Origin of the sequence: Ulvibacterium sp. (genome assembly GCF_965248315.1) — a bacterium.
Taxonomy (GTDB): domain Bacteria; phylum Bacteroidota; class Bacteroidia; order Flavobacteriales; family Flavobacteriaceae; genus Ulvibacterium.
In genome coordinates, this window is sequence record NZ_CBDFIX010000001.1 from 80,181 (window position 1) to 105,175 (window position 24,995).

General features: G+C 41.2%; 20 protein-coding genes and 1 riboswitch. Of the genes, 9 read left to right on the forward strand and 11 right to left on the reverse strand.

The genetic code is table 11. The features are described 5' to 3' along the window. Window positions 1–13 precede the first annotated feature (13 nt). The 9 genes from ACP2AF_RS00320 to ACP2AF_RS00360 form a co-directional block, all read right to left on the reverse strand. On the reverse strand, window positions 14–295 hold the full coding sequence (locus ACP2AF_RS00320) for a DUF427 domain-containing protein (RefSeq protein WP_425234256.1): 282 nt from the start codon (window positions 293–295) through the stop codon (window positions 14–16). Window positions 296–297: 2 nt separating this feature from the next. Beyond that, the gene (locus ACP2AF_RS00325) at window positions 298–1,269 is read right to left on the reverse strand and encodes an L-histidine N(alpha)-methyltransferase (RefSeq protein ID WP_425234257.1); all 972 of its coding nucleotides are present in this window, start codon (window positions 1,267–1,269) and stop codon (window positions 298–300) included. Between the two features lie 49 nt (window positions 1,270–1,318). Further along, on the reverse strand, window positions 1,319–2,479 hold the full coding sequence (gene egtB, locus ACP2AF_RS00330; RefSeq protein ID WP_425234258.1) for an ergothioneine biosynthesis protein EgtB: 1,161 nt from the start codon (window positions 2,477–2,479) through the stop codon (window positions 1,319–1,321). Window positions 2,480–2,550: 71 nt separating this feature from the next. Beyond that, entirely contained in the window at window positions 2,551–3,375 is an 825-nt protein-coding gene (locus ACP2AF_RS00335; protein ID WP_425234259.1) for a thymidylate synthase, read from the reverse strand. A 48-nt stretch (window positions 3,376–3,423) separates the two neighbouring features. Further along, the gene (locus tag ACP2AF_RS00340) at window positions 3,424–3,618 is read right to left on the reverse strand and encodes a four helix bundle protein (protein ID WP_425234260.1); all 195 of its coding nucleotides are present in this window, start codon (window positions 3,616–3,618) and stop codon (window positions 3,424–3,426) included. A gap of 12 nt (window positions 3,619–3,630) precedes the next feature. Further along, window positions 3,631–5,091 carry a NupC/NupG family nucleoside CNT transporter gene (locus ACP2AF_RS00345; RefSeq protein WP_425234261.1) on the reverse strand — a complete coding sequence of 487 codons (1,461 nt, stop codon included), beginning with the start codon at window positions 5,089–5,091 and terminating at the stop codon, window positions 3,631–3,633. 9 nt (window positions 5,092–5,100) lie between these two features. Further along, on the reverse strand, window positions 5,101–5,733 hold the full coding sequence (locus ACP2AF_RS00350) for a bifunctional nuclease domain-containing protein (protein WP_425234262.1): 633 nt from the start codon (window positions 5,731–5,733) through the stop codon (window positions 5,101–5,103). Between the two features lie 86 nt (window positions 5,734–5,819). Beyond that, on the reverse strand, window positions 5,820–6,788 hold the full coding sequence (locus tag ACP2AF_RS00355) for an electron transfer flavoprotein subunit alpha/FixB family protein (protein ID WP_425234263.1): 969 nt from the start codon (window positions 6,786–6,788) through the stop codon (window positions 5,820–5,822). Between the two features lie 53 nt (window positions 6,789–6,841). Then, on the reverse strand, window positions 6,842–7,588 hold the full coding sequence (locus tag ACP2AF_RS00360) for an electron transfer flavoprotein subunit beta/FixA family protein (RefSeq protein WP_425234264.1): 747 nt from the start codon (window positions 7,586–7,588) through the stop codon (window positions 6,842–6,844). Between the two features lie 155 nt (window positions 7,589–7,743). Between ACP2AF_RS00360 and ACP2AF_RS00365 the strand changes: the two genes are divergently transcribed. From ACP2AF_RS00365 to ACP2AF_RS00380, 4 genes are all read left to right on the forward strand, one after another. Beyond that, a complete protein-coding gene (locus tag ACP2AF_RS00365; protein WP_425234265.1) occupies window positions 7,744–8,721 on the forward strand; it encodes a pyruvate dehydrogenase complex E1 component subunit beta in 978 nt (325 codons plus the stop codon). Between the two features lie 106 nt (window positions 8,722–8,827). Then, window positions 8,828–11,323: a DUF5686 family protein gene (locus ACP2AF_RS00370; protein WP_425234266.1), complete on the forward strand. Its 2,496-nt coding sequence runs from the start codon at window positions 8,828–8,830 to the stop codon at window positions 11,321–11,323. 73 nt (window positions 11,324–11,396) lie between these two features. Further along, window positions 11,397–11,924, forward strand: a complete 528-nt coding sequence (locus tag ACP2AF_RS00375; RefSeq protein WP_425234267.1) for an inorganic diphosphatase — start codon at window positions 11,397–11,399, stop codon at window positions 11,922–11,924. Between the two features lie 120 nt (window positions 11,925–12,044). Next, window positions 12,045–14,432: a sodium-translocating pyrophosphatase gene (locus ACP2AF_RS00380; protein ID WP_425234268.1), complete on the forward strand. Its 2,388-nt coding sequence runs from the start codon at window positions 12,045–12,047 to the stop codon at window positions 14,430–14,432. A 61-nt stretch (window positions 14,433–14,493) separates the two neighbouring features. Here ACP2AF_RS00380 and ACP2AF_RS00385 read toward each other — a convergent pair whose 3' ends face one another. Then, a complete protein-coding gene (locus tag ACP2AF_RS00385) occupies window positions 14,494–15,201 on the reverse strand; it encodes an energy transducer TonB (protein WP_425234269.1) in 708 nt (235 codons plus the stop codon). A 200-nt stretch (window positions 15,202–15,401) separates the two neighbouring features. Between ACP2AF_RS00385 and ACP2AF_RS00390 the strand changes: the two genes are divergently transcribed. Beyond that, window positions 15,402–16,409 carry an App1 family protein gene (locus ACP2AF_RS00390; protein WP_425234270.1) on the forward strand — a complete coding sequence of 336 codons (1,008 nt, stop codon included), beginning with the start codon at window positions 15,402–15,404 and terminating at the stop codon, window positions 16,407–16,409. Between the two features lie 6 nt (window positions 16,410–16,415). Here ACP2AF_RS00390 and ACP2AF_RS00395 read toward each other — a convergent pair whose 3' ends face one another. After that, window positions 16,416–17,030: a deoxynucleoside kinase gene (locus ACP2AF_RS00395; RefSeq protein WP_282162596.1), complete on the reverse strand. Its 615-nt coding sequence runs from the start codon at window positions 17,028–17,030 to the stop codon at window positions 16,416–16,418. 377 nt (window positions 17,031–17,407) lie between these two features. Between ACP2AF_RS00395 and metK the strand changes: the two genes are divergently transcribed. The 4 genes from metK to ACP2AF_RS00415 all read left to right on the forward strand — a co-directional run bounded on the left by metK (window position 17,408) and on the right by ACP2AF_RS00415 (window position 24,978). Continuing rightward, window positions 17,408–18,664 carry a methionine adenosyltransferase gene (gene metK, locus ACP2AF_RS00400; protein ID WP_425234271.1) on the forward strand — a complete coding sequence of 419 codons (1,257 nt, stop codon included), beginning with the start codon at window positions 17,408–17,410 and terminating at the stop codon, window positions 18,662–18,664. Window positions 18,665–18,739: 75 nt separating this feature from the next. Then, a riboswitch (SAM riboswitch) is annotated at window positions 18,740–18,875 on the forward strand. A gap of 119 nt (window positions 18,876–18,994) precedes the next feature. Beyond that, window positions 18,995–20,287 (forward strand): O-acetylhomoserine aminocarboxypropyltransferase/cysteine synthase family protein, encoded by a 1,293-nt coding sequence (locus tag ACP2AF_RS00405; RefSeq protein WP_425234272.1) that lies wholly within the window; start codon window positions 18,995–18,997, stop codon window positions 20,285–20,287. 114 nt (window positions 20,288–20,401) lie between these two features. Further along, window positions 20,402–23,788 (forward strand): bifunctional aspartate kinase/homoserine dehydrogenase I, encoded by a 3,387-nt coding sequence (gene thrA, locus ACP2AF_RS00410; RefSeq protein ID WP_425234480.1) that lies wholly within the window; start codon window positions 20,402–20,404, stop codon window positions 23,786–23,788. Window positions 23,789–23,811: 23 nt separating this feature from the next. After that, window positions 23,812–24,978 (forward strand): trans-sulfuration enzyme family protein, encoded by a 1,167-nt coding sequence (locus ACP2AF_RS00415; protein ID WP_425234481.1) that lies wholly within the window; start codon window positions 23,812–23,814, stop codon window positions 24,976–24,978. Window positions 24,979–24,995 lie beyond the last annotated feature (17 nt).

Consider the following 24,995-nt stretch of genomic DNA (forward strand, 5'->3'; position numbering starts at 1 on the left):
TTCCCTGCCTTTTTTATTTTGTAATGGCCACACCTTTCCAAAAGGCCACATGCCCTTTTATAGATTTCGCCAGTTCGCTTACTTCTGGGTAGTACCAAGCCGCGTCCTTGTTTTCCGAGCCGTCAACATTTATAGTATAGTACGAAGCTTCCCCTTTCCAAGGGCAAGTGGTGTGGGTTTCACTTTCCTTAAAGAATTCCTTTTTTATGCTTTGTGGAGGGAAATAATGATTATTCTCTACCACTATGGTTTCGTCACTTTCCGCAATTACGATGTTATTCCAAATAGCTTTCACGATTATTCCTTTTTAAATAAGTAGTCTTTATAAAGATTGCCTTGGTCGCTGAATTGCGTCACAATTTGTAACCCGGCCTTTTCCGCCAGCCAATTAACGACCTCGTCATCATATTTTTGTGATATCTCCGTATGAATGGTTTCCCAAGGCTTAAAATCAATTTTTAAATTTAATTTATCAATACATACGGATTGTTGTTCCTTGGAAACCAAATAACTTTTGGCCGTTCCCGTCTCAGGGTCATACACTTCCCAATGCAAAAACTTCTCCAAATCGAAATTGGCCCTTAATTCCCGGTTTATTCGGGCTAAAACATTCTTGTTAAAGGCTTCGGTAATTCCGGCCTTGTCATTATAAGCGTCCAAGATGGTTTGAGGATTCTTTTTTTGGTCAAAACCAACAAAAAAAAGATCATCCTCATTCATCAAATTCTGAACACTTTTTAAAAAATCAATGGCTTGCGGATGTAGGAGATTACCAATATTGGAGCCTAAAAAAAGAATGACCTTTCTTGCTCCGTTATCGGAATTGATGTCCGCTAAAGTTTCAAAATAGGTACCTTGTCTGGGCTCTATGTTAAGCCCGGGCAGTTCCTCATGTAAAGATTTTTCTAGCTGATTCAAAACATTTTGACTGATGTCGATCGGTTTGTAAGTGAAACTAACGTTGTTCTTGACCAAATGCTTCAATAGGATTTTAGTCTTTTTGCCATCACCCGCACCCAGTTCTATGAGGTTAAATCTACCTTTTTCCGAAGAAAACCATTCGGCAATTCTATCCTTGTGGGTGTCAAGAATTTCAAATTCGGAGTCCGTCAAATAATATTCGGGCATGTTCATGATGTCCTGGAACAGTTTGTCTCCCTGGGCATCATAAAAATATTTGGAGGACAAATGCTTTGGAAAATCGGTTAAGCCTTGATAGACCTCCTCCTCGAATAGTGTTTCGAAAATAGTATTTGTTTGATGTTGCATGTAGCCTAAGTCGAAATTAGAGGGGATACCCTACATTGAAGTTAGAAGATTATTTTGCCAATCGCAGACCCGTGAATTGCCATCGCAGTTGGGGATGGAAAAAATTACGATACGTAGGCCGTGTATGGTTTTTGGGTGTAGCGACCGAACCTCCGCGAAGCACCTTTTGGTTTACCATGAATTTCCCATTATACTCGCCTAGTGCACCGTCCGCCTTTTGGTAATTTGGATAGGGCAGATAGGCACTTTCTGTCCATTCCCAACGGTTTCCCCAGGGAAAACACTCCTGGGCAACTTCCCATTCAAATTCTGTTGGTAGTCTACAGCCTTTAAATTGGGCAAAAGCAAAGGCTTCGAAATAGGAGATATGGGTCACGGGCGCATTTAAATCTACTTTTTGTAGCCCGTTAAGGGTATACTGATGCCATTCACCATCTACTTTATGCCAATAAAGGGGAGCGAAAATAGTATTTTGGTTTACCCAGTCCCAGCCCTCGGCATGCCAAAGGTCAAATTTTTTATATCCCCCGGCCTCCATGAATTCCAAGTACTCAGAATTAGTGGTCAATACATTGGATATTTGGTAAGGATGCAAGTAAACCTTATGCCTTCCCAATTCGTTATCATAACAGAAGCCATTGGTGTTATGGCCTATTTCATAAATGCCCTCTTCAATAGGAATCCATTCCTTTGTATGCACTGCTGTCTTATGCTCTTCCAAATGGGCCGAATATACCGGAAGTAATGGGTTATTTCCTAAAATGTATTTGATATCGGTCAATAGGAGTTCCTGATGTTGCTTTTCATGATGGATACCGATTTCAAGTAAACCATACAATTTCGAATCCTCATGTTCTTCAAACAAATCCTTTATGGCTTGGGTCACATAAGTGCGATAGGCATACACTTTTTCTACAGATGGCCTTGAGAGATTGCCTCTATCTGAACGAATCACCCGTTTTCCCACGGTTTCATAATAGCTATTGAAGACGAAAGCAAAATCGTCATCAAAAATTTGGTAGTCCTTTGCATAAGGCTTTAGGATAAATTCCTCAAAGAACCAAGTAGAATGGCCCAAATGCCATTTGGGCGGGGAAACATCCACTATGGGTTGTACCACATAATCCTCGATTTCAAGAGGTGCACAAAGAGTTTCTGTATATTTTCGGGTTTCTAGAAAAAAATCCAGAAGCGAATCGGTGAGTAGCATAGTAAATGAATAAGGCTAAAGATACAAAATAAGATGTTTTGCCTTTGCCGTCATTCAGATAAAAATCACTTCTAAACGGCTACCGCTCCCCTAATATGTGGATGTGGATTATAATCCAGTAAGGTAAAGTCCTCAAAGGTAAAATTGAAGAGGTCCTTAACCTCTGGGTTCAAAAGCATTTTAGGCAAGGGACGCGGTTCCCGGCTTAATTGGAGCGATACCTGTTCCATATGATTGGTGTAAATATGGGCGTCTCCAAAAGTATGGACAAATTCACCGGGTTCATAACCACAAACTTGGGCAATCATAAGGGTAAACAAGGCGTAGGATGCTATGTTAAAAGGTACCCCCAAAAAAATGTCTGCACTGCGTTGGTAGAGCTGGCAGGACAATTTTCCGTTGGCCACATAGAATTGAAAGAAAGCATGACATGGGGGCAAGGCCGCCTTGCCATGGGCCACATTTTCTGAAAATGATTTTGACGTATCCGGCAATACACTGGGGTTCCAGGCAGAGACCAGCATACGCCGACTATCCGGGTTATTTTTTAACGAGTGGACAACTTCCTTTATTTGGTCTATTTCCTCGTTGTTCCAATTGCGCCACTGGTGGCCATAGACCGGACCCAAATCTCCATTTTCATCGGCCCATTCGTTCCAGATGCGAACCCCGTTTTCTTGAAGATATCCAATATTGGTATCGCCCTTAAGAAACCAAAGGAGCTCGTGTACAATGGATTTCAAATGTAATTTTTTGGTAGTGACCATGGGGAAACCCTCGGTCAAGTCAAATCGCATCTGGTAACCAAACACACTTAGGGTTCCGGTTCCTGTCCTATCCTGCTTTTCATTTCCGTTTTCCAGAACGTATTCTAGTAAATCGTGGTATTGTTTCATAGTGGGGTAAAGATAAAGGGTAAAGGAAAAAGGGTCAAGTGCAGAGGTTTAGGTTTTATTATATTTTATTAACGATGCTACTCGTTTCTGTAACGTTTGAACTTTTTTAATAATCTGGGTCGATTCCTTTTCTCCTACAAATTGTAAATCCCTACAAAGGATTATGTGAGTTTCTAATTCGAATAAAGAACCTAAGCTTATTTGTAGAAAATGATGAAATCTTTTTGGGAATAGTTGGCACATCCTTCACTTTCTCTATCCCAAAATCATTCCGGCCATAGTCGCTGATAGAAGGGAGGCCAAAGTGCCCCCCAGAACGGCCCGTAACCCAAATTCAGAAAGTGTTTTGCGTTGTCCTGGCGCAAGAGAACCGATTCCCCCGATTTGGATACCAATGGATGCAAAATTGGCAAACCCACATAGCATATAGGTCGCCATTATCACAGATTTGTTAAACGTGAAGTGTGTGCTGTTGGCCATATCCTTTAGTTCGGTCAATTGGGCATAACCTACAAATTCACTCGCCGCCAATTTTATGCCTAAAAGTTGCCCCATTAGCATAATATCTTCTTTCGCTACGCCGATAAGCCACATAAGAGGTGCAAATATGGTTCCTAGTATGGCTTCCAAGGAAAGCTTTTCATATATCGTATTTAGGGCTATCCAGCTATTAAGCGAACCAATTTGACCGGTCCACGCCAAAATACCATTTATCATTGCTATTACAGCCAAGAAAACCAATAACATGGCTCCGACATTTACTGCTAGCCTAAGACCTTCCGTAGTTCCATTCGCTATAGCGTCCAACAGATTGGAGCCAATTCTTTCAGATGAGACTCTAACATCCGTATTTACGGCTTCGGTCTGCGGATAGAGTATTTTGGAAACCACTATGGCCCCGGGTGCGGCCATGACCGAGGCGGCTAGTAAATGTTTGGCGAACAAGAGCTTTAAAACCTCGCTTTCACCTCCCAAGAAGTCAATATAAGCCCCTAATACGGCTCCGGCCACTGTTGCCATGCCACCAATCATGACCAAAAGTATCTCCGATTTGTTCATTCGATCCAAATAGGCCTTAATCAATAATGGAGCTTCTGTCTGGCCCAAGAAAATGTTGCCGGCAACACTTAAACTTTCTGCTCCCGAAATCCCGAAGCTTTTGGTCAATAGCCAAGCCAAGGCTTGAACAATTCTCTGAATAATGCCTAGGTAAAACAGCAATGAAGTCAATGCGGAAAAGAAGATAATAGTGGGCAAAACCTGGAACGCGAAAATATAGCCAAAGGTATTGGTATCCACCACTAGACCTTCAAAAAGGAATTTGCTACCTACTTTGGTGAATTCCAATATCTTTATGAAAACCTTTCCAATTTGTTCAAATACAATTTGAATAAAAGGTACTTTTAATACACCTACGGCGATTAATAATTGCAATGAGATGCCGATTCCGACGGTTTTCCATTTAATGGCCCTTCTGTTGGCACTAAAAACAAAAGCAATAAGGATTACAACGGACATTCCTAATATGCCCCGCCAAAGACTATGTAAAGTGAATCCCTGATTGGATATGATATCAACGGTTTTCTTAGACACAACATCATTCACAAGAGTGATGTCCAAAACCGTAGTTATTGTATCTTGGTTAGCAAAGTGTTGGGCAAATGAAGGGAAAGTGTAGAGACAGACCAACAGAAGTACCCAACAACTTTTTCTCATGGAAGGGTTTTATCGGTTCCTTTTGGAAATTTCATCCCGTAGCTTGGCCGCCTTCTCGTAATCTTCATTGGCTACAGCTTTATCTAGCTCCTTGTGCAGTTCTTCCAAGCTAAGTTCTTTGTAGGCCTCGGAAGCACTAGTATCTATTTCCACAGTTTCCCCTTCCTGTAGGATTTCATCCACCATAATACTATCATCATTCTCGTCCTTTTCCTTATCCTTGGACGAGAATTTCAGGAAAATACCTGCCTTGTCCAAAATGGTCTTGTAGGTGAATATTGGCGCATTAAATCGCAGTGCGAGCGCAATGGCATCACTGGTACGTGCATCTATAATCTCCTCTATTTTATCTCGCTCGCAAATAATACTGGAATAGAATACACCATCTACCAACTTGTGGATAATGACCTGTTTTACTACAATATCAAACCGATCGGCAAAATTTTTAAAAAGATCATGTGTTAGGGGCCTTGGAGGTTTTATTTCCTTTTCCAAAGCTATGGCAATGGATTGTGCCTCGAAGGCACCAATAACAATGGGCAGTTTACGATCACCTTCAACTTCATTCAAAATTAGGGCGTAAGCCCCATTTTGTGTCTGGCTATATGATATTCCCTTTATTTTTAACCGAACTAGACTCATAATGGTCATTAAGCCATAAAAGGCTGTTCAAACAAAGGGGCAACCTAGTTTTGAACAGCCCTTTAAGGGTCACAAATTAACAAAAATTAAGTGTTTTGCGCCTTAAAATCCTTTAATTTTTCGATGAGTTTGGGAACTACTTCAAAGGCGTCCCCGACTATTCCATAGTCCGCTGCCCTAAAAAATGGAGCTTCAGGGTCTGTATTGATAACCACTTTGGTCTTGGAAGCACTAACTCCGGCCAAATGTTGTATGGCCCCTGAAATTCCAATGGCAAGATATAAATTGCTGGCCACTGGCTTGCCGGTTTGGCCTACATGTTCTCCATGGGGTCTCCATCCCATATCGGATACGGGTTTGGAACACGCCGTAGCGGCGCCGAGAACTTCGGCCAGCTCCTCTATCATTCCCCAATTTTCAGGACCTTTTAGCCCTCTGCCACCGGAAACCACAATGTCTGCATCTGCAATGGTTGCCTTCCCTACTACCTTATCCACCTCAATGGATTTCACCAAAAAGCTTGAATCATCTATATTGGGATTGAAATCCTCTATTTCAATAGCCACTTTGTTTTCATGCTGTCCAAATGCGTTGTTGGATACGCCTACAATTTTAATATCCGTATTGATTTGTGTATGGGCAAAGCCCTTATTACTAAAGGCCGTCCTCCTTACCGTAAAGGGCTCCGTATTTTCTGGGGATGCAACTACGTTAGGCACATATCCGGCCTTGAGCTCGGCGGCCAATATAGGAGCCATAAACTTGGTGTCCGCACTGGAACTAACAATTACAACTTTGGCCTTTTCCTTTTCCACGGCTTGGGAAATAGTATCCGCAAATGCCCTTGCATTGAATGTAGTGAGCTGATCTTTAGAGACCTTCAACGCTTTGGAAATTCCGTATTCGCCCAAAATTTCATCATCCTGTACATTAAATGTTAGGGCTATTGCCGTAGTGCCTAGTTGACTTGCTATCTCTTTTGCGTAAGAAGCTACCTCAAAGGCATTTTTTTTGAACTTTCCGTTCTCTGATTCGGTATATACTAAAACTGACATATTTTCTTCAAATTTCAATTCTTAAACTCCATTTCCAATGACGGATATACCATTTAGATTACCTTGGCCTCATTATGCAATAAATCTATCAACTCTTCAATTTTATCTGAATCTACAAGCTTTACGGCACCTTTGGGAGCAGGTTTTTCAAATTTAGCATCTTCAGTGCCTCTTATGGCATCTATAGGTTCTACCACATTTAAAACCTTTTTTCTGGCCATCATAATTCCTCGCATGTTGGGGATTCTAAGTTCACTTTCCTCAACCAATCCCTTTTGTCCTCCCACTACCAAGGGCAGGGTCGTGGCCAATGTTTCTTTGCCACCATCTATTTCCCGAATAGCGGTGACGGCTTCTCCTTCAATTTCCAAACCTATACAGGTGTTTACAAAGTTTATATCCAATAAAGTGGCAAGGATACCCGGTACCATCCCCCCATTATAATCGATGGATTCCCTACCGGCTATAATCAAGTCATACTGCCCATTTTTAACTACCTCTGTCAATTGTTGGGCAACGAACAGGCCATCCGTAGGAATTGTATTTATACGTATAGCTTCATCCGCTCCTATGGCCAATGCCTTTCTTAGTGTAGGTTCCACAGAAACCTCCCCGACAGTCACAACATGAATTGTGGCTCCTTGCTTTTCCTTGAACCACATGGCTCGTGTTAACCCAAATTCATCATTCGGATTAATTACAAACTGGACCCCATTGGTATCGAATTTGGTGTCATCTTCCGTAAAGTTTATCTTGGAAGTAGTGTCCGGAACATTACTAATACAGACTAAAATTTTCATTCGCAAAGAGCATTTTAAATGTGGGGACGAAGATACATATTAATTTCCTAATTTACTATGCGCGCATAGTAAATATTTACTTCTTTTTTTGATTCCTTAGTTCCCTTGTTTGCCATATATTTTCCTATTTTTGCTTGCATTTGAAATTTGACTTAATGAAAACATTACAGTTTAGGCAAGCTATAGCAGAAGCCATGTCCGAGGAGATGCGCAGGGACGAATCTATTTATTTAATGGGCGAAGAAGTTGCAGAATACAATGGTGCTTACAAGGCATCTAAAGGCATGCTGGATGAGTTTGGTCCTGATCGGGTTATAGATACACCTATTTCGGAGCTTGGCTTTGCAGGGGTAGGAGTAGGATCTGCCATGAATGGAAACAGGCCCATTATTGAATTCATGACGTTTAATTTTGCGCTGGTGGGGATAGATCAAATAATCAATAACGCTGCGAAAATCAGGCAAATGTCGGGAGGTCAATTCAGTTGCCCAATTGTTTTTCGGGGACCTACGGCTTCCGCTGGGCAATTGGCAGCTACGCATTCCCAGGCTTTTGAAAGCTGGTACGCGAACTGTCCTGGTCTTAAGGTTGTAGTGCCTTCCAATCCAAATGATGCAAAGGGGTTACTGAAATCGGCAATACGAGACGATGACCCTGTTATTTTTATGGAGTCCGAACAGATGTATGGGGATAAAGGAGAAGTGCCGGAGGGTGAATATACCATTCCGTTAGGAGTGGCTGATATTAGAAGGGAAGGAACTGATGTAACTATAGTTTCGTTTGGAAAAATCATAAAGGAAGCGGATAAAGCCGCCGATGAACTTGCTAAAGAGAATATCAGCTGTGAAATCATCGATTTGAGAACGGTTAAGCCCATGGATTCCGAAGCCATTTTTAAATCTGTGAAAAAAACCAATAGATTGGTCGTACTTGAAGAGGCCTGGCCTTTTGGCAATGTGGCCACGGAGATTACCTATCAAGTGCAGTCCAACATTTTTGATTACTTGGACGCCCCAATTGTAAAAATTAATACTGCAGATACTCCGGCACCATACTCACCAGTTTTGTTGGAAGAATGGATACCCAATCACCAGGACGTCATCGAGGCCGTTAAAAAAGTGTTATATAAATAAGGTAAACCATAATGTAAAGGTATATTAGCTTCTCCGACCAAAGGCCGGCGAAGCTTTTTTATTGGTACGCTATTTGCTTACGGAACAGTTGAGAATACTTCACTGCATGAAAAAAAACCTTTTCCTACTACTCTTTCTTTTTTCCTTTGTCGTTATTTCACAAACCAAAGTCGGGGGTGTTGTCCTAGACGATTCCGGAAAACCTGTAGCATTTGCCAATGTGCTGTTCAAGAACTCTTCCGAAGGAACCATTACCAATGACAATGGTCGTTTTTATATGGAGTCCGATAATGATCATGATGTTTTAATTGTATCCTTTATCGGGTATGACACACAGGAGATTCCTTTGACTTCTAAGGTCAGTTACAATATGGAAGTTGTTTTAAAGGAATCCACGGAACAATTGGATGAGGTAGTGGTGTATTCCGGGAAACAGTCAAAAAAGAACAATCCCGCCGTAGAGATACTGAAAAAGATTTGGGCCAAGAAACGGGAAAATGGTGTTCGAAAATTCAAGCAATACCAATATGATAAATACGAAAAGGTAGAATTTGACCTCAACACCATAGACAGTACCCTTATGCAAAGCAAGATTTTTAGAGGGTTGGAATTTGTTTTTAAGGATTTGGATACCTCCCGCATTACAGGTAAGACCTATCTTCCTATTTTTTTGAACGAAACATTTTCCAAGGTCCATGGTGATAATCTATTGGACGAAGAAAAGGAAGTGGTCCTGGGAAATAAAAATTCGGGCTTTGATAACAATCAGGCCATCATCGCATTTGTAAAGGATCTCTATCAGAACTATGATATTTACGACAATTACCTAAAGTTCTTTGATAAGAGCTTCACCAGTCCTCTATCAAGAACAGGTGTGGACACTTATAACTATGTCCTTCGGGATAGTGCCTTTATAGAAGATAAATGGTGTTACAATATTGTATACTATCCCAGAAGGAAGAACGAGCTTACCTTTAAGGGAGATTTTTGGGTAAACGATTCTACCTATGCCATAAAAAATATAAATCTGGAGGTCACCAAAAGCGCCAATATCAATTGGGTAAAGGAAATCTACATTGAACAGGATTTTGATGTTGTAAACGATTCCGTATTCTTATTAAAACGGGATTATATGCTAAGTGATTTTAGTTTTCAGAAAAAAGAGGAATCCCGTGGAATTTATGGAAAGCGAACGACGGTTTACGACAATTATGTATTTGATATTTCAAAGCCAAAGAGTTTTTACAGAGCTGAGGGCAATCCTTTTGACCCACAAATTTTGGACCGCGACAGTGTATTTTGGAAAAATAGCAGGCTAGAGGCCCTTAATAAGGATGAAAAAGGCATTTATCAACTATTGGACACCTTGAAAACGGTTCCCAAGTTTAAGACCTACTATAATCTGGTGAGTGTATTGGGATCTGGATATATCGAAATTGATAAATGGAATCTTGATATTGGGGATGTATACAGCATTTTTGGTTTTAACGATGCGGAAGGTTTTAGATTAAGGGGAGGTGCGCGTACCTATTTTGGTCAGAACGACCCATGGCGCTTGGAAGGATATATGGCCTATGGTTTCTCGGACAAAAAAGTAAAGCACGGATTCTCGGCCAAGTTTTTATTGGACAAGAAAAGTAGGTTGATAATTTCGGGCGGAAATAGAAGGGATATTGAACAACTGGGCATCAGTCTTACCTCCACCAACGATGTATTGGGCAGAAGCGTGGCATCGTCCGCTATTTTTACGGTAGGTGCCAACGACAGGTTAACGAATATTAATCTGAGTACGTTTAATCTGGAAATAGAACCTTTGACCAATTTTAGGATACGCCTAGGCAGTTCTTTCCGAACATTGAGCTCGGCATTGCCGGACGCCTTTAGTTTGGAATACGTGGATATCGAATCCCCAACAGGAATTTCATCGGAAATCAAACAGTTTGATTTGAGCACCTTGCTTATTTACACTCCGGGGAAAAGAACCATAGGTTATGGGGTGGAACGTAAGGACATCAACGATAACTATAGCACTTTGCTCCTGAACTATACTCGAGGAATCGATGGTTTTTTGGAGAGCGATTTCAATTATAGTAAAATTCAATTTTCGTATACCCAGCCTTGGCAATTGGGAGGGTTTGGAAGATTGTTCAGTACTATTGAAATAGGGAAGACATTTGGAGAGGTTCCCTTGGGATTGCTAAACGTTGTACCCGGTAATCAAACTTTGTTCTCCATATATAATACTTTTCCCAATTTGGATTTTTATGAATTTGTGACCGATACCTATGCATCGGTTCATTTGGAGCATAATTTTAATGGACGCTTGTTTTCTAGAATACCCTTGTTACGAAAATGGAACCTAAGGGAGATTGTGGGCTTACGCGGAGTCTGGGGAGAGCTGTCCGATGAAAATATAGCCCTTAGCGCCCCGACGAATATCCCATTACGGGCGCCCAGCGAAAAAATATACTATGAGTATTCCGTAGGAATAGGGAATATCTTTAAGATTTTTAGGATCGATTTTAATTTTCGAGGAAATTATTTGGACAGTCCCAATGCACGACCTTTTAGCGTTACCGGGACTTTTGGGTTTAATTTCTAAAATTCCTTTGATCTTTAACACTCCCAGAGGAAATCCATTTGCTTAATTTTGTAAGTCTAAAACTAATATTGTTATGAAAGCCGAAGAAGTATCTTCTTTTGATGTATTGATTGAAATTCCCAAGGGAAGCCGCAACAAATATGAATATGATTTTGAGCTTAAAAAAATCCGATATGACAGAATGATATTTTCCTCAATGATGTATCCTGCGGATTATGGCTTCATACCAGAAACCTTGGCTTTGGACGGGGATCCCTTGGATGTCCTGGTTTTGGTTACAGAACCTACTTTTCCAGGATGTGTGATGGAGGTCAAACCCATTGGTGTATTCCATATGGCCGATGAAAAGGGCCCTGATGAAAAAGTTATTTGTGTTCCCATTTCCGATCCCATTGGGAACAAAACCAAAGACTTGAGCGACTTAAATCCCCACTTAATAAAGGAAATTGAACATTTTTTTAAGGTCTATAAAGATTTAGAGAAGAAAAAAGTAGATGTAGGCGGTTGGGGTAATGTGGATCAAGCTAAGGACATCGTGGCCAAATGCATCAACAGATTTACAAAAAGTGATGTTCCTACCAAGGAGGTCAGCATTAAATGAAAACTACACTTTATAACTCCTTAAATAATAGCAATATCCGTTAGAAGATATTGCTTTTTTATTCTGTTCTATTTTACTACTTTTGCCCCCGTTCTAAAAAATTATAAACAACTAAACAAGATGGAATTAATCGTAAAGTTTTTGCCTGTTTTTGGCGTGTTGGCCTTATTATTTGTGTTTATTAAAAATATGTGGGTCTCCAAACAAGAGGTTGGCGACGCCAAAATGGCACGAATCGCTAAAAATATAGCGGATGGAGCTATGTCATTCCTTAAGGCTGAATACAAAATTCTTGCGATTTTTGTAGCTGCGGTCGCCGTACTTCTTTTCTTTAAGGGAAGCAGTGAGGAAGGTTCTAATGGAATGGTCGCCATTTCCTTTATAGTTGGTGCCATCTGTTCCGCTTTAGCGGGATTCATAGGGATGCGAGTCGCAACAAAAGCAAATGTAAGAACTACACAGGCCGCCCGAACTTCGTTGGGGAAGGCCCTTGAGGTTGCTTTTGCCGGTGGAGCCGTTATGGGATTGGGAGTTGTAGGTTTGGGTGTTCTGGGTCTAAGTGCCCTTTTTATGGCTTATAGTGGACAAGGATGGGAGATCGGTGAAGTTCTGAACGTACTTTCGGGGTTCTCCTTGGGAGCGTCCTCAATTGCCCTGTTTGCTCGTGTAGGCGGAGGTATTTATACAAAGGCCGCCGATGTTGGCGCTGATTTGGTAGGAAAAGTTGAAGCCGGAATTCCAGAAGATCATCCTCTTAATCCGGCTACTATTGCGGATAATGTAGGTGATAACGTAGGTGATGTTGCGGGTATGGGAGCTGACCTTTTTGAATCATATGTAGGTTCAATTATCGGTACTATGGTATTGGGTGCGGCATTTACCCAAATTCCGGCGTTTGCTGGTGCTTTTGACGGTTTGGGCGCTGTTTATCTTCCATTGGTTTTGGCAGCGGTAGGAATCATAATGTCCATTATTGGTACTTTCTTTGTCAAGGTAAAGGACGGAGGAAATCCGCAGACGGCTTTGAACATAGGGGAATTTGGCTCTGCTGGTCTTATGTTGGTAGCTTCTTATTTTATTATTACACAAATGCTTCCCGAAAGTTGGACTTTTGGAGGAAGTGAATATACATCGATGGGTGTTTTCTTGGCAGTCCTTGCAGGATTAATTGCTGGCCTTGCCGTAGGGAAGGTCACGGAATATTACACCGGGACTGGAACAAAACCGGTTAATGCTATTGTAAGACAATCCGAGACTGGGGCGGCCACCAATATAATTTCTGGCTTGGGCGTAGGGATGATGTCCACAATGTTCCCTATTTTGTTGATTGCCGGTGCTATTTTGGTATCACATCATTTTGCGGGTTTATATGGTATTGCCATAGCCGCGGTTGGGATGTTGGCCAATACGGGAATCCAGTTGGCCGTTGACGCTTATGGGCCAATTTCCGATAATGCAGGTGGAATAGCAGAAATGGCCGAATTGCCAGGGGAGGTCCGTGAACGTACAGATAAGTTGGATGCTGTTGGAAATACTACAGCTGCCATAGGTAAGGGTTTTGCCATTGCATCAGCTGCGTTGACGGCACTAGCGCTGTTCGCGGCCTTTATGCAAACAGCCAACGTAACGGCCATTGATGTTTCAAAGCCTACGGTAATGGCAGGCCTCCTAGTAGGAGGAATGCTTCCTTTTGTATTCTCGGCCCTTTCCATGAATGCGGTCGGTCGCGCCGCCATGGCGATGATAGAAGAGGTACGTCGTCAGTTTAGGGATATTCCTCAATTAAAGGCAGCCTTGGAAGTAATGCGCGCCGTGAATTCCGATATGTCCAAAGCTACTCCGGAGCAACGTGCTATTTTCGATAAGGCCGATGGCCTTGCCGAATATGAAAAGTGTGTCGCTATTTCTACGACAGCTTCCATTAAGGAAATGGTATTACCAGGTCTTTTGGCTATAGCTGTTCCCGTTGCTGTTGGATTTATTGGCGGAGCGGAAATGTTGGGTGGCCTTTTAGCAGGAGTAACCACGGCCGGGGTATTGATGGCGATTTTTCAATCCAACGCCGGTGGTGCTTGGGATAACGCCAAAAAAATGATCGAAGAGCAAGGACGTAAGGGGACCGACGCCCACAAAGCAGCTGTTGTCGGAGATACGGTCGGTGACCCTTTTAAGGATACTTCAGGACCGTCTTTGAACATTCTTTTGAAGTTAATGTCCGTTGTGGCCTTGGTCATTGCACCAAGTATTGCACTCAATGTTAGTGGAATGGCGGCCCAGACGGATACCAAGGAAATAAAATTGGAAATGAGCGCAGAACGTGCGGATTTAGCGGAAGCAACCATTGCCTATACTACTGTGGTAAATGGCGAAAAGGTTACTGAGGAAAAAGCATTTACAGGAACTCAGGCCGAGGTAGAAGCCCAATTGGAAGATTTGGAAAATGGAACTGTCGAATCAGATGGGAAAAGCACCAAGATTACGGTTGAAAAGGTAGACGCAGAGAAATAACACTTACCCCATATTAAAACAAAAAGGGCAAACCTTAACGGTTTGCCCTTTTTGTTGGCTACTATTGCAATTTAAAAGTAATAGGAATACTAAAAGGCACTCTTACTGCTCTTCCAGCTTGTTTTCCAGGGGTCATCTTTGGCAATTTATCAATAATTCGTGTGGCTTCCATGCCTAAGTTTTTATCCGGACTTCTCGCAATTTTTACTTCTCCTATACTTCCATCTTTTTGAATAACAAAGTTCATATATACCTTTCCTTGTACTCCCATTTCTTGGGAGATTTCAGGATATCGAAAAGTCTTTCTAACATGTTTTAGAATCATTCTATTAAAGCATGCTCTTTTGTCTTTTTCTTGTTCGCAACCTGGAAAGATGGGAACAACTTCGACGACTGATATGGGAATGGGAATATCCTCTTCTATTTCTTCATACGGCACATCTTTGACTTCAATGATTTCTTTATATTCATTGCTTTCTGTTGACTCGATGATGATATCTTCAATTGGTTTATCATTTTTGACAATCTCTATAATATCTGGAGTCACAGCGGTTGGAGGGGGTGGAGGTGTAAAGTGTATCGTTAAGGGTACTTCTTCCATAAGTTCATCTTCTATGTTCATTGCTTCCAAGCCATAGTCAATTTTATCATAACTCTTCCATTCCAAAGCTATGTAGGTTAATAATAAAATTAGGGTGAGACCGGCTACAAAATACATTGCCCTGTCTTTGTTTAAATCAATTTTTGGGTTCTTTTTTGGCTTCATCATATTCCATTTTAAGTTTCCCTAAATCTACTTCCCTGACATTACCTTTAAAAGGACCAATGCGTGAAAGCTACCTTTGATCGAGTGAAATGAACTTTTGTTTCCAGACTTTGTAAGAATTCAATCCCAGAGAATAGTGCTCATCCCTCATATTTGCTTGTGAATAAGTTTTAAGCCGAACGGATATTACTTATTTTTGAGCTATGGTCCCGTTCATAAAAAAGGACAAGCTTCAGATTATCACCTTCCAGACCTATGGTACTAACGAGCATCTATACACAAGGGGCAGGGCGTTGGAAGATGAGGAAATAGATCTTTCTGAAAAAGGATTCCTAAGCCTATTGTGGAACACTTACAAGCGCTTTGAGACTGATGAAATCCGTAATACGTCAATGACCATAACGCTTACTGATAAAAGAATAATTAGTGGAAGGACAGATAATGAGGGCTATTACCTTATTGACGAAACCTTGGAAAATTTAAGACATTTGGCCAATGATGAGGGGTGGCTCAGCTATAGGATATCCTATTCCGATACTGACCTGAAAAGAGAAATATTGCATCAGAACCAGTTTCCGGGGGAAATGTTGATTCCTTCCAAAAATGCTGATTTTGGGGTTGTCAGTGATATTGATGATACCATTCTTCACACAGGTGTGGTTTCATCTTTAAAATGGCGTGTTGTTTTGAATACAGTTTTTAGGAATGCCATCCATAGAAAGCCTCTGGAAGGTGCTGCCGGCTTTTATCATCTTCTACATCGGGGAGAATCGGGAAAAAACGCGAATCCTATTTTTTATGTGAGCCATAGTCCATGGAATTTGTACAGGTACTTGGAATTATTTCTTAGGGCCAACAATTTTCCCAAGGGCCCAATTATTTTACGAAGGATGTCCAGTTTTGGTTATCGGAAATCGAAATCCCGTATGCCCCAAAAGCAAAAAGAGATTACAAATATTCTTGAGACATATCCGAATCTTAGATTTATCTTAATTGGTGATAGCGGTGAGCGTGATGCTGATATCTATATTAATATCGCCCAGAGCTATCCTAACCGTATTATGGCTATCTACCTTCAAAGTGTACCCGATAAAAAGAGAATGCAACGTATTGGCGAATTACTTGAAAATTACAAGGATACACCCGCACTTGTAGTCCGTAAAAGTGAGGAGGCCGTGACGCACGCGCGTCAGAAAGGATTCATTAAATAATGAACTCTAGAACAATCCGTTGATTTCCGCATCAATTTTATTGATTACGTGTCCTAGATCTTCTGGATTATCCACAAAATTAAGCTGGTCAACATTAATAATAAGTAGGTTTCCCTTCTCATAGCCATGTACCCAAGCCTCGTATCTTTCATTGAGTCTGCTGAGGTAGTCAATGGAAATTGAGTTTTCATATTCACGTCCGCGTTTGTGTATCTGTTCTACCAAATTAGGAATGGAGCTACGGAGGTAAATAAGGAGCTCTGGGGGCTGCACTAAGCTTTCCATCAACTCGAAAAGACTCTGATAATTGGTGAAATCGCGATTTGTCATCAAGCCCATTGCGTGTAGGTTGGGTGCAAAAATATAAGCATCCTCATAAATGGTACGGTCTTGGATTACTTTTTTGCCACTTTCCCTGATTTTTAAAATTTGCCTATACCTGTGGTTTAGGAAATAAATTTGGAGGTTGAAGCTCCATCTTTCCATTTGGGTGTAAAAATCGTCCAGATAGGGATTGTCCACTACATCTTCAAAATGGGCTTCCCATTTGTAGTGTTTGGCTAATAATTTGGTTAAGGTAGTCTTTCCGGCACCTATGTTTCCTGCTACTGCAATGTGCATTTAGATCGCGATTTCGGTTAGGCTTTTTAAAGGGTAACGCCTCACAATATACAAAGTATAAAAGGTTTGAAAAAGAAATCGTTGTTGAAATGCCCTTTGAAATTAACAACCCAATTGGTGCCGTTGTTTCATATTAAGCTTACAACTTGCAGTTTAACGTTTTTTTTTGCAATTCCTTAGTCGATTGTCATTCGGACAAAACAATTTTACTATTTTCGCATTCGCAAACAATGAGGAAAGATTTGACTGATTGCAACCTCCAGATCCTAAACTTGTTTTAGGGGTAAAAATGCTAAAACAGAAAAATACCTTAGTATAGGTTTTTATGTCTTCTGGCATGGTTACAATCATCTCTCCTCTTACTTAAGATTATATACATGTCATATTTATTTACTTCGGAGTCCGTTAGTGAAGGGCACCCCGATAAGGTTGCGGATCAAATTAGTGATGCATTGTTGGATAATTTTTTGGCTTTTGATCCAGAAAGCAAGGTAGCTTGTGAAACTTTGGTCACCACAGGCCAAGTAGTTTTGGCGGGAGAAGTTAAAAGTCATACTTATTTGGACGTGCAGAATATTGCACGAGAGGTTATCAATACAATTGGTTATACCAAAGGAGAATACCAATTTAGTGGGGATTCATGTGGAGTAATTTCCCTTATTCATGAACAATCACAGGATATTAATCAAGGTGTTGATAGGGAGACAAAGGAAGAGCAGGGTGCGGGGGATCAAGGAATGATGTTTGGCTATGCAACCAAGGAAACTGAAAACTATATGCCCCTTGCATTGGACATTTCTCATAAAATATTGCAAGTGCTGGCTGATTTCAGAAGGGAAGGTAAAGAGATTTCCTATTTACGCCCGGATGCTAAAGCACAGGTGACTATTGAATATTCGGATGAAAATGTACCACAACGGATAGATACCATTGTTGTTTCCACGCAACATGACGCTTTTGATGGAGATGATGATAAAATGTTAGCGAAAATAAAGGAGGATATCATCCAAATTGTAATACCGGAGGTAAAAGGTCAATTACCAAAGGAAATACAGACACTGTTCGATGGACAAATACAATATCACATAAACCCGACCGGAAAGTTTGTCATTGGAGGACCACATGGTGACACTGGATTAACGGGAAGAAAGATTATTGTGGATACCTATGGTGGAAAAGGCGCCCATGGAGGTGGTGCATTTAGTGGTAAAGACCCTAGCAAAGTGGATCGAAGTGCAGCCTATGCCGCTAGACATGCCGCAAAGAACTTGGTGGCTGCCGGTGTTGCGGATGAAATTTTGGTACAAGTAAGCTATGCCATTGGGGTAGTAGAACCTACCTCAATATTCGTGGAAACCTATGGCACCGCCAACATTGATTTAACGGACGGGGAAATCGCGGAAAAAGTATCCCATTTGTTTGACATGCGTCCATTTGCCATAGAGGATAGGCTAAAGCTAAGGAACCCGATTTATTTGGAATCCGCAGCCTATGGGCATATGGGTAAACAGCCTAAAACGGTAACCAAAATCTTCGAATCGCCCTATAGTGGTAGGGTAGAAAAGGAGGTAGAACTGTTTACATGGGAAAAATTGGATAAGATTGAAGAGATAAAATTGGCTTTCGATTTATAATTTTTATTTAAATATTAGGAAAATCCAAACGTCCCTCCTTATATTTGTGTTTCAAAAGTTCAAACACGTATTGAAAAGTTATCAAGAAAGGTGGAGGGAATAGACCCTTTGAAGCCTTAGCAACCCTTTGTTCCCCAAATACTATTCGCAACAAAGAAGGTGCTAAATTCTACCTGTGCAGAACATGTTTCGGCATCTTGGCAGATAACTCGAATAATTACTTCCGTAATTTTTCTTTCTTCTTAACTCTTTGATGGCATCCAATTGCAAAATTGGCAATGGATTTTAGTGTTGTAATTTGACCTAATAATAACTAAAAAAATTAAAATCATGAGCGATCAAAAGTTTTCGACCAATGCATTACATGCTGGACATGACACAACAATTAACGGCGGTACAAGGGCTGTTCCCATTTATCAGAGTACAGCCTACGTATTCAATGATTCCGACCATGCGGCAAATCTTTTTGGCTTGGCGGAATTTGGAAATATTTATACAAGGATAAATAATCCGACCAATGATATTTTGGAGCAACGTCTAGCAGCTTTGGAAGGTGGTGTGGCGGGTTTGGTAACGGCTTCGGGTACGGCAGCTATTGCCAATACGCTTCTCGTGTTGTTGAAAACCGGAAATCATATTGTGGCTTCCAACAGTTTATACGGAGGTACCTATAACCTTTTAAGCGTTACCTTGCCCCGATTGGGAATAACAACAACCTTCGTTGATCCCTCGGACCCCACTAACTTTGGGAAAGCAATACAAGATAATACAAGGGCCATTTTTGTGGAATCACTTGGAAACCCAAAATTGGACGTGTTGGATCTAAAGGCAATTTCTGCTGAAGCAAAGAAAGCCAAAATCCCTTTTATTGTTGATAATACCGTGGCGACTCCGGCATTATTGAAACCTATTGAACACGGAGCAAATATCGTAATCCATTCATTGACAAAATATATAAACGGAAACGGAACGGCCCTGGGCGGTGCAATTATCGACGCCGGGACATTTGATTGGGCCAATGGAAATTTTCCGGAATTTACGGAACCTTCCGCGGGATATCACGGTTTAATTTATCATGATGCCGTTGGCCCTATAGCATTCATTATCAAGGCTAGAATAGAGGGATTGCGTGATTATGGTGGGGCATTAAGCCCATTTAATGCCTTTCAGATTCTTCAAGGGCTGGAAACCTTATCGGTTCGAATGAAACAACATAGTGAAAATGCCTTGGCTTTGGCCCAATGGTTAGAGGATAGAAAAGAAGTGAGTTGGGTAAATTATCCTGGACTTAAATCGAGCAAGTATAATTCCTTGGCCGAGGAATATCTTCCCAAGGGCAAAAGTGGAATCCTAACTTTTGGAGTAAAGGGGGGATTCGAATCGGCCAAAAAAGTTGTTGATGAAACAAAATTGTTCTCCCTATTGGCCAATATCGGGGATACAAAGTCCCTCATTATCCATCCGGCCAGTACAACCCATCAACAGCTGGATGATACTGCACAAGAATCTACCGGAGTTACCAAGGATTTGATTCGATTGTCCGTTGGATTAGAAGATTTGGATGATTTAAAAGCAGATTTGGAACAGGCCTTTACGGCTATTGATGAATCGGTCTTAGCTTAAATATTGAACGGATTGTAGCATCTTCCTGATAAAATGGAAGGTGCTACAATTTATTGGGACTGAGGTTCCTAAATTTCTAAAATGGATACCCAAATAGTAACTACCAGATCTCCTATGCTAAAGCATTTAAAGTTAAATACATTCACTACCCTCAGCGGTGTCTCCCAGGAGATTCAACTATCCTATCAGGTGTTTGGAAAGCCATTGCACGAGGCACCGGTTGTTTTGGTCAACCATGCACTTACGGGCAATTCCAATGTAACCGGCGATGGTGGTTGGTGGTCCGCTCTTATAGGGGAAGGAAAATGTATTGACACGCTCACCTATACCATACTTTCATTCAACATTCCGGGAAACGGTTATGACGGATTTGTAATTGACAATTACAAGGACTTCGTGGCTGGGGATGTTGCCCAAATGTTCCTAATGGGCCTTGAGCAGCTCAAAATAAAGAAACTGTATGCAATTATCGGTGGTTCATTGGGTGGCGGTATCGCTTGGGAAATGGCTGCCATAGACCCTAGCATTACTGAGCATCTAATCCCTGTTGCTTCCGATTGGAAATCTACGGACTGGCTTATTGCCAATTGCCAGATTCAAGAGCAGTTTTTGGTGAACTCCAAGCAACCCGTGCATGACGCACGTATGCACGCTATGCTTTGCTACCGTACTCCAGAGTCCTTCAAAGAGCGGTTTCAACGAAGTACGAATGAAGAGCTTCAGGTCTTTAATGTGGAGAGCTGGTTAATGCACCACGGAAAAAAACTACAGGAACGATTTCAATTATCGGCCTATAAGTTGATGAACCAGTTGTTGAAGACCATAGATATTACCCGTAACGATGAGAAGGCCTTCAAAGAATTGGAGAACAGTGAGACCAACATCCATATCATCGGGGTGGATTCCGATCTGTTCTTTACGGCCAAGGAGAATAAGGAGACGTTTAAGCGTTTGGCCCAGGCTAATAGTAATGTTACCTATGGAGAAGTACAATCGCTTCACGGACATGATGCTTTTTTGATAGAGTTCGAACAGATGCAAAAACTGCTCCATGGAATCTTTAGCAAGAATGGCAAATCAAAAAAAATCAAAATCCTCAAGTTTGGCGGTAAGTCCCTGAGTAATGGTGAAGGTTTGGGACGTGTATTGGAAATTATCTCCTCTAAAGTAAAAGCCGGTGAAAACGTCGCCGTGGTACTCTCCGCAAGGGAAAAAGCCACGGATCAATTAGAAACTATTTTGGAGAAGGCTGCCAACAATATAGATTACCATAAGGATTTTGAAGCTTTTGAGAAATACCAAAAACACACATTTGCCAATGTAAATTTATCCTCTGAATTTAAGGAATTGGCCAAATTGTTCGAAGGAGTTTCACTTCTGGGGGACTATAGTGCCAAAATTAAAGATGAGGTATTGGCGTATGGAGAATTAATATCCGCCAAATTGATAACTAAGTTGCTCATTGGCAAGGGAGTGGATGCACAATTGCTTGATTCCAGATCTTTAATAAAGACAGATGACACCTTTGGTGACGCTAAATTATTGGAAGATGTCTCAAGGGAAAACGTGCTTCTTCGGTTTTCTGAATTGGATTACGGGAGTGTACCTATTATTACAGGTTTTATCGCATCAACTGTTGATGGCGAGACTACCACTTTAGGAAGGAACGGAAGTAATTATACCGCTGCATTGCTTGCCAATTTTTTGGATGCGGAGGAACTTCAGAATTATACACATGTTGACGGAATTTTTACCGCCAACCCGGATTTGGTTCCGGAAGCCAGACGAATTGCCAACCTTTCCTATTCCGAGGCCAATGAATTGGCCAATTTTGGAGCTACAATTTTGCACGCCAAAACTATTATTCCATTAATTGAAAAAAATATCCCGCTACGTATTCTCAATACGTACAACGATGATAATGAGGGAACGCTGATCAGTGCCAAATCTAGCAAGGAAGGGATTAAATCGCTTTCCGTAATAGAGGATGTTTCACTTATCAATTTAGAAGGTAGGGGTCTTTTGGGAAAAATAGGGATAGATGCACGTATCTTCAAAACCTTGGAACAGCATAATGTTAATGTAAGTATCATTTCCCAGGGATCTTCAGAAAGAGGTATTGGTCTAGTGGTTAAAAGGAATAAGGCGCAAAGGGCCAAGAAGGCTTTGGATGAAGAGTTCAAGAGCGATTACAAGTCCAAGGATATCAATACGATTACCGTGGTTGATGATGTTTCCGTTGTCTCCATTGTGGGGCAGGATCTAAGTACATTCCACAAGCCTTACAATGCACTGATAAAAAACCAAATTGTCCCGCTTCTGTTCAACAATACTGTTTCTGGAAAGAATGTAAGCCTGGTTGTGAAAAAACAGGACTTGAACAAAGCCCTAAATGTAATGCATGGTCAAGTTTTTGGAATCAGTAAAAAAGTTAATCTGGCCATTTTTGGACATGGCAATGTCGGGGGAACCTTGATCGATCAGATTCTGAAATCTGCCAAAAAAATCGAGGAACGAAAAGGGATTGATTTAAATGTCTTTGCCGTAGCCAATTCCAGAAAGATTCTATTAAGCAAAAGTGGTACGCCAAAAAATTGGAAGACAACAGTTAAGGAAAAAGGTCAAAAATATGTACTGTCCGATGTTTTCGAATTCGCCAAAAAAAACCATTTAGAAAATTTGATTGCTATTGACAATACGGCAAGTGAGGATTTTGTAGCGAATTATTTCGATTTTGTGGACAATGGATTCGATTTGGTTTCATCCAACAAAATAGCAAATACGCTCGGATTCGATTATTATCAATTGTTGCGTGAAGAACTGGATAAAAATCAAAAACAGTATTTATATGAGACCAATGTAGGTGCCGGCCTCCCGCTCATTGACACCATAAAATTACTGCACTTATCCGGGGAAAACATTACCAGGATCAAAGGAGTTTTTTCGGGTTCCTTGAGTTATATTTTTAATACATTTTCTGATGTTAAAGCCCCATTTTCGAAAATCCTAAAAGACGCCATTCATAAGGGCTTTACTGAACCTGATCCAAGGGAGGACCTTTCAGGCAACGATGTTGGTAGAAAACTCCTGATTTTGGCACGGGAACTGGAATTGAGCAATGAGTTCTCGGATATCAAGATCCAAAATCTAATTCCTACGGTATTGCAAAAAGGAACTGTAGAAGAGTTTCTAAAGAATTTGGATGTGTTGGATGATAAATTCAATGAAATAAAGAAAAATCAGAAACCAGGCCACGTACTTCGTTATGTTGGGGATTTGCACGGAGACTTGCAGAAAGAAAAAGGCATTTTGGATGTAAAACTGATTTCCGTTCCCAAGGAGAGCGCCCTGGGCCAGGTTAAAGGTTCCGATTCCATCATAGAAATCTATACGGAGTCCTATGGGAAACACCCGCTGGTGATACAAGGTGCCGGAGCTGGTGCCGCGGTTACGGCAAGGGGGGTTTTTGGAGATATTTTGCGCATTGCCGAAAAAGGATGAACCAATGAATGAGAGTTGCTAAAATGAAGGGAAAAAAATTTGAGACCACTGCTATCCGAACACAGATAGAGCGTTCACAATTTCTGGAGCATTCCAATCCTATATACTTGACCTCAAGTTTTGTTTTTGAGGATGCAGAGGACATGAGGGCCTCCTTTGCGGAGGAAAAGGATAGGAATATCTACTCTAGATATTCCAATCCAAATTCATCGGAGTTTATAGATAAAGTATGCCAGATGGAAGGGGCCGAGGACGGTTTTGCTTTTGCATCCGGTATGGCAGCCGTCTTTTCTACTTTTGCCGCTTTGCTGAATAGTGGAGACCATATTCTTTCTGCTCGAAGTATTTTTGGATCAACCCATTCCCTCTTCACTAATTTTTTCCCAAGATGGAACATAGACCATAGCTATTTCAAGTTTGATGAATTGGATCAGGTTGAAAAATTGATTACCCCAAGGACTAAACTGATATATGCCGAATCACCGACGAATCCAGGGGTGGATATTTTGGATTTGGAAGTATTGGGGGATATTGCCAAAAAACATAATCTCATATTTGTTATAGATAATTGCTTTGCTACACCTTATTTACAGCGCCCCATTCAATTTGGGGCGGATTTGGTCATTCATTCCGGCACCAAACTTATGGACGGTCAGGGAAGGGTGATGGCCGGGATAACGGTTGGAAAAAAGGAATTTATAGATAGGATTTATCAATTCTCAAGAATAACCGGTCCGGCCCTTTCCCCTTTCAATGCGTGGGTATTGTCTAAAAGTTTGGAAACCTTGGCGGTAAGGGTAGATCGGCATTGTTCCAATGCATTGCAACTAGCGGAATTTTTGGAAGGACACGAAAAAGTGAATTGGGTGAAGTATCCCTTTCTAAAATCGCATCCTAATCATGAATTGGCAAAAAAGCAGATGAAAGCAGGGGGGTGTGTTGTGGCCTTTGAAGTTAATGGAGGATTAAGAGCAGGTCGAAAGTTTTTTGATGCTATTGAATTACTATCGTTGTCCGCTAATCTGGGAGATTCTAGAAGTATAATTACCCATCCAGCTTCTACCACCCATAGCAAACTCTCTAGTGAAGAGCGATTGGAAACAGGGATTACGGATGGTATGGTCCGAATATCCGTTGGATTGGAGCACATAGACGATATCATTTCCGATATTGATCAAGCATTGGGATAAAACTAAGGATAAATTGA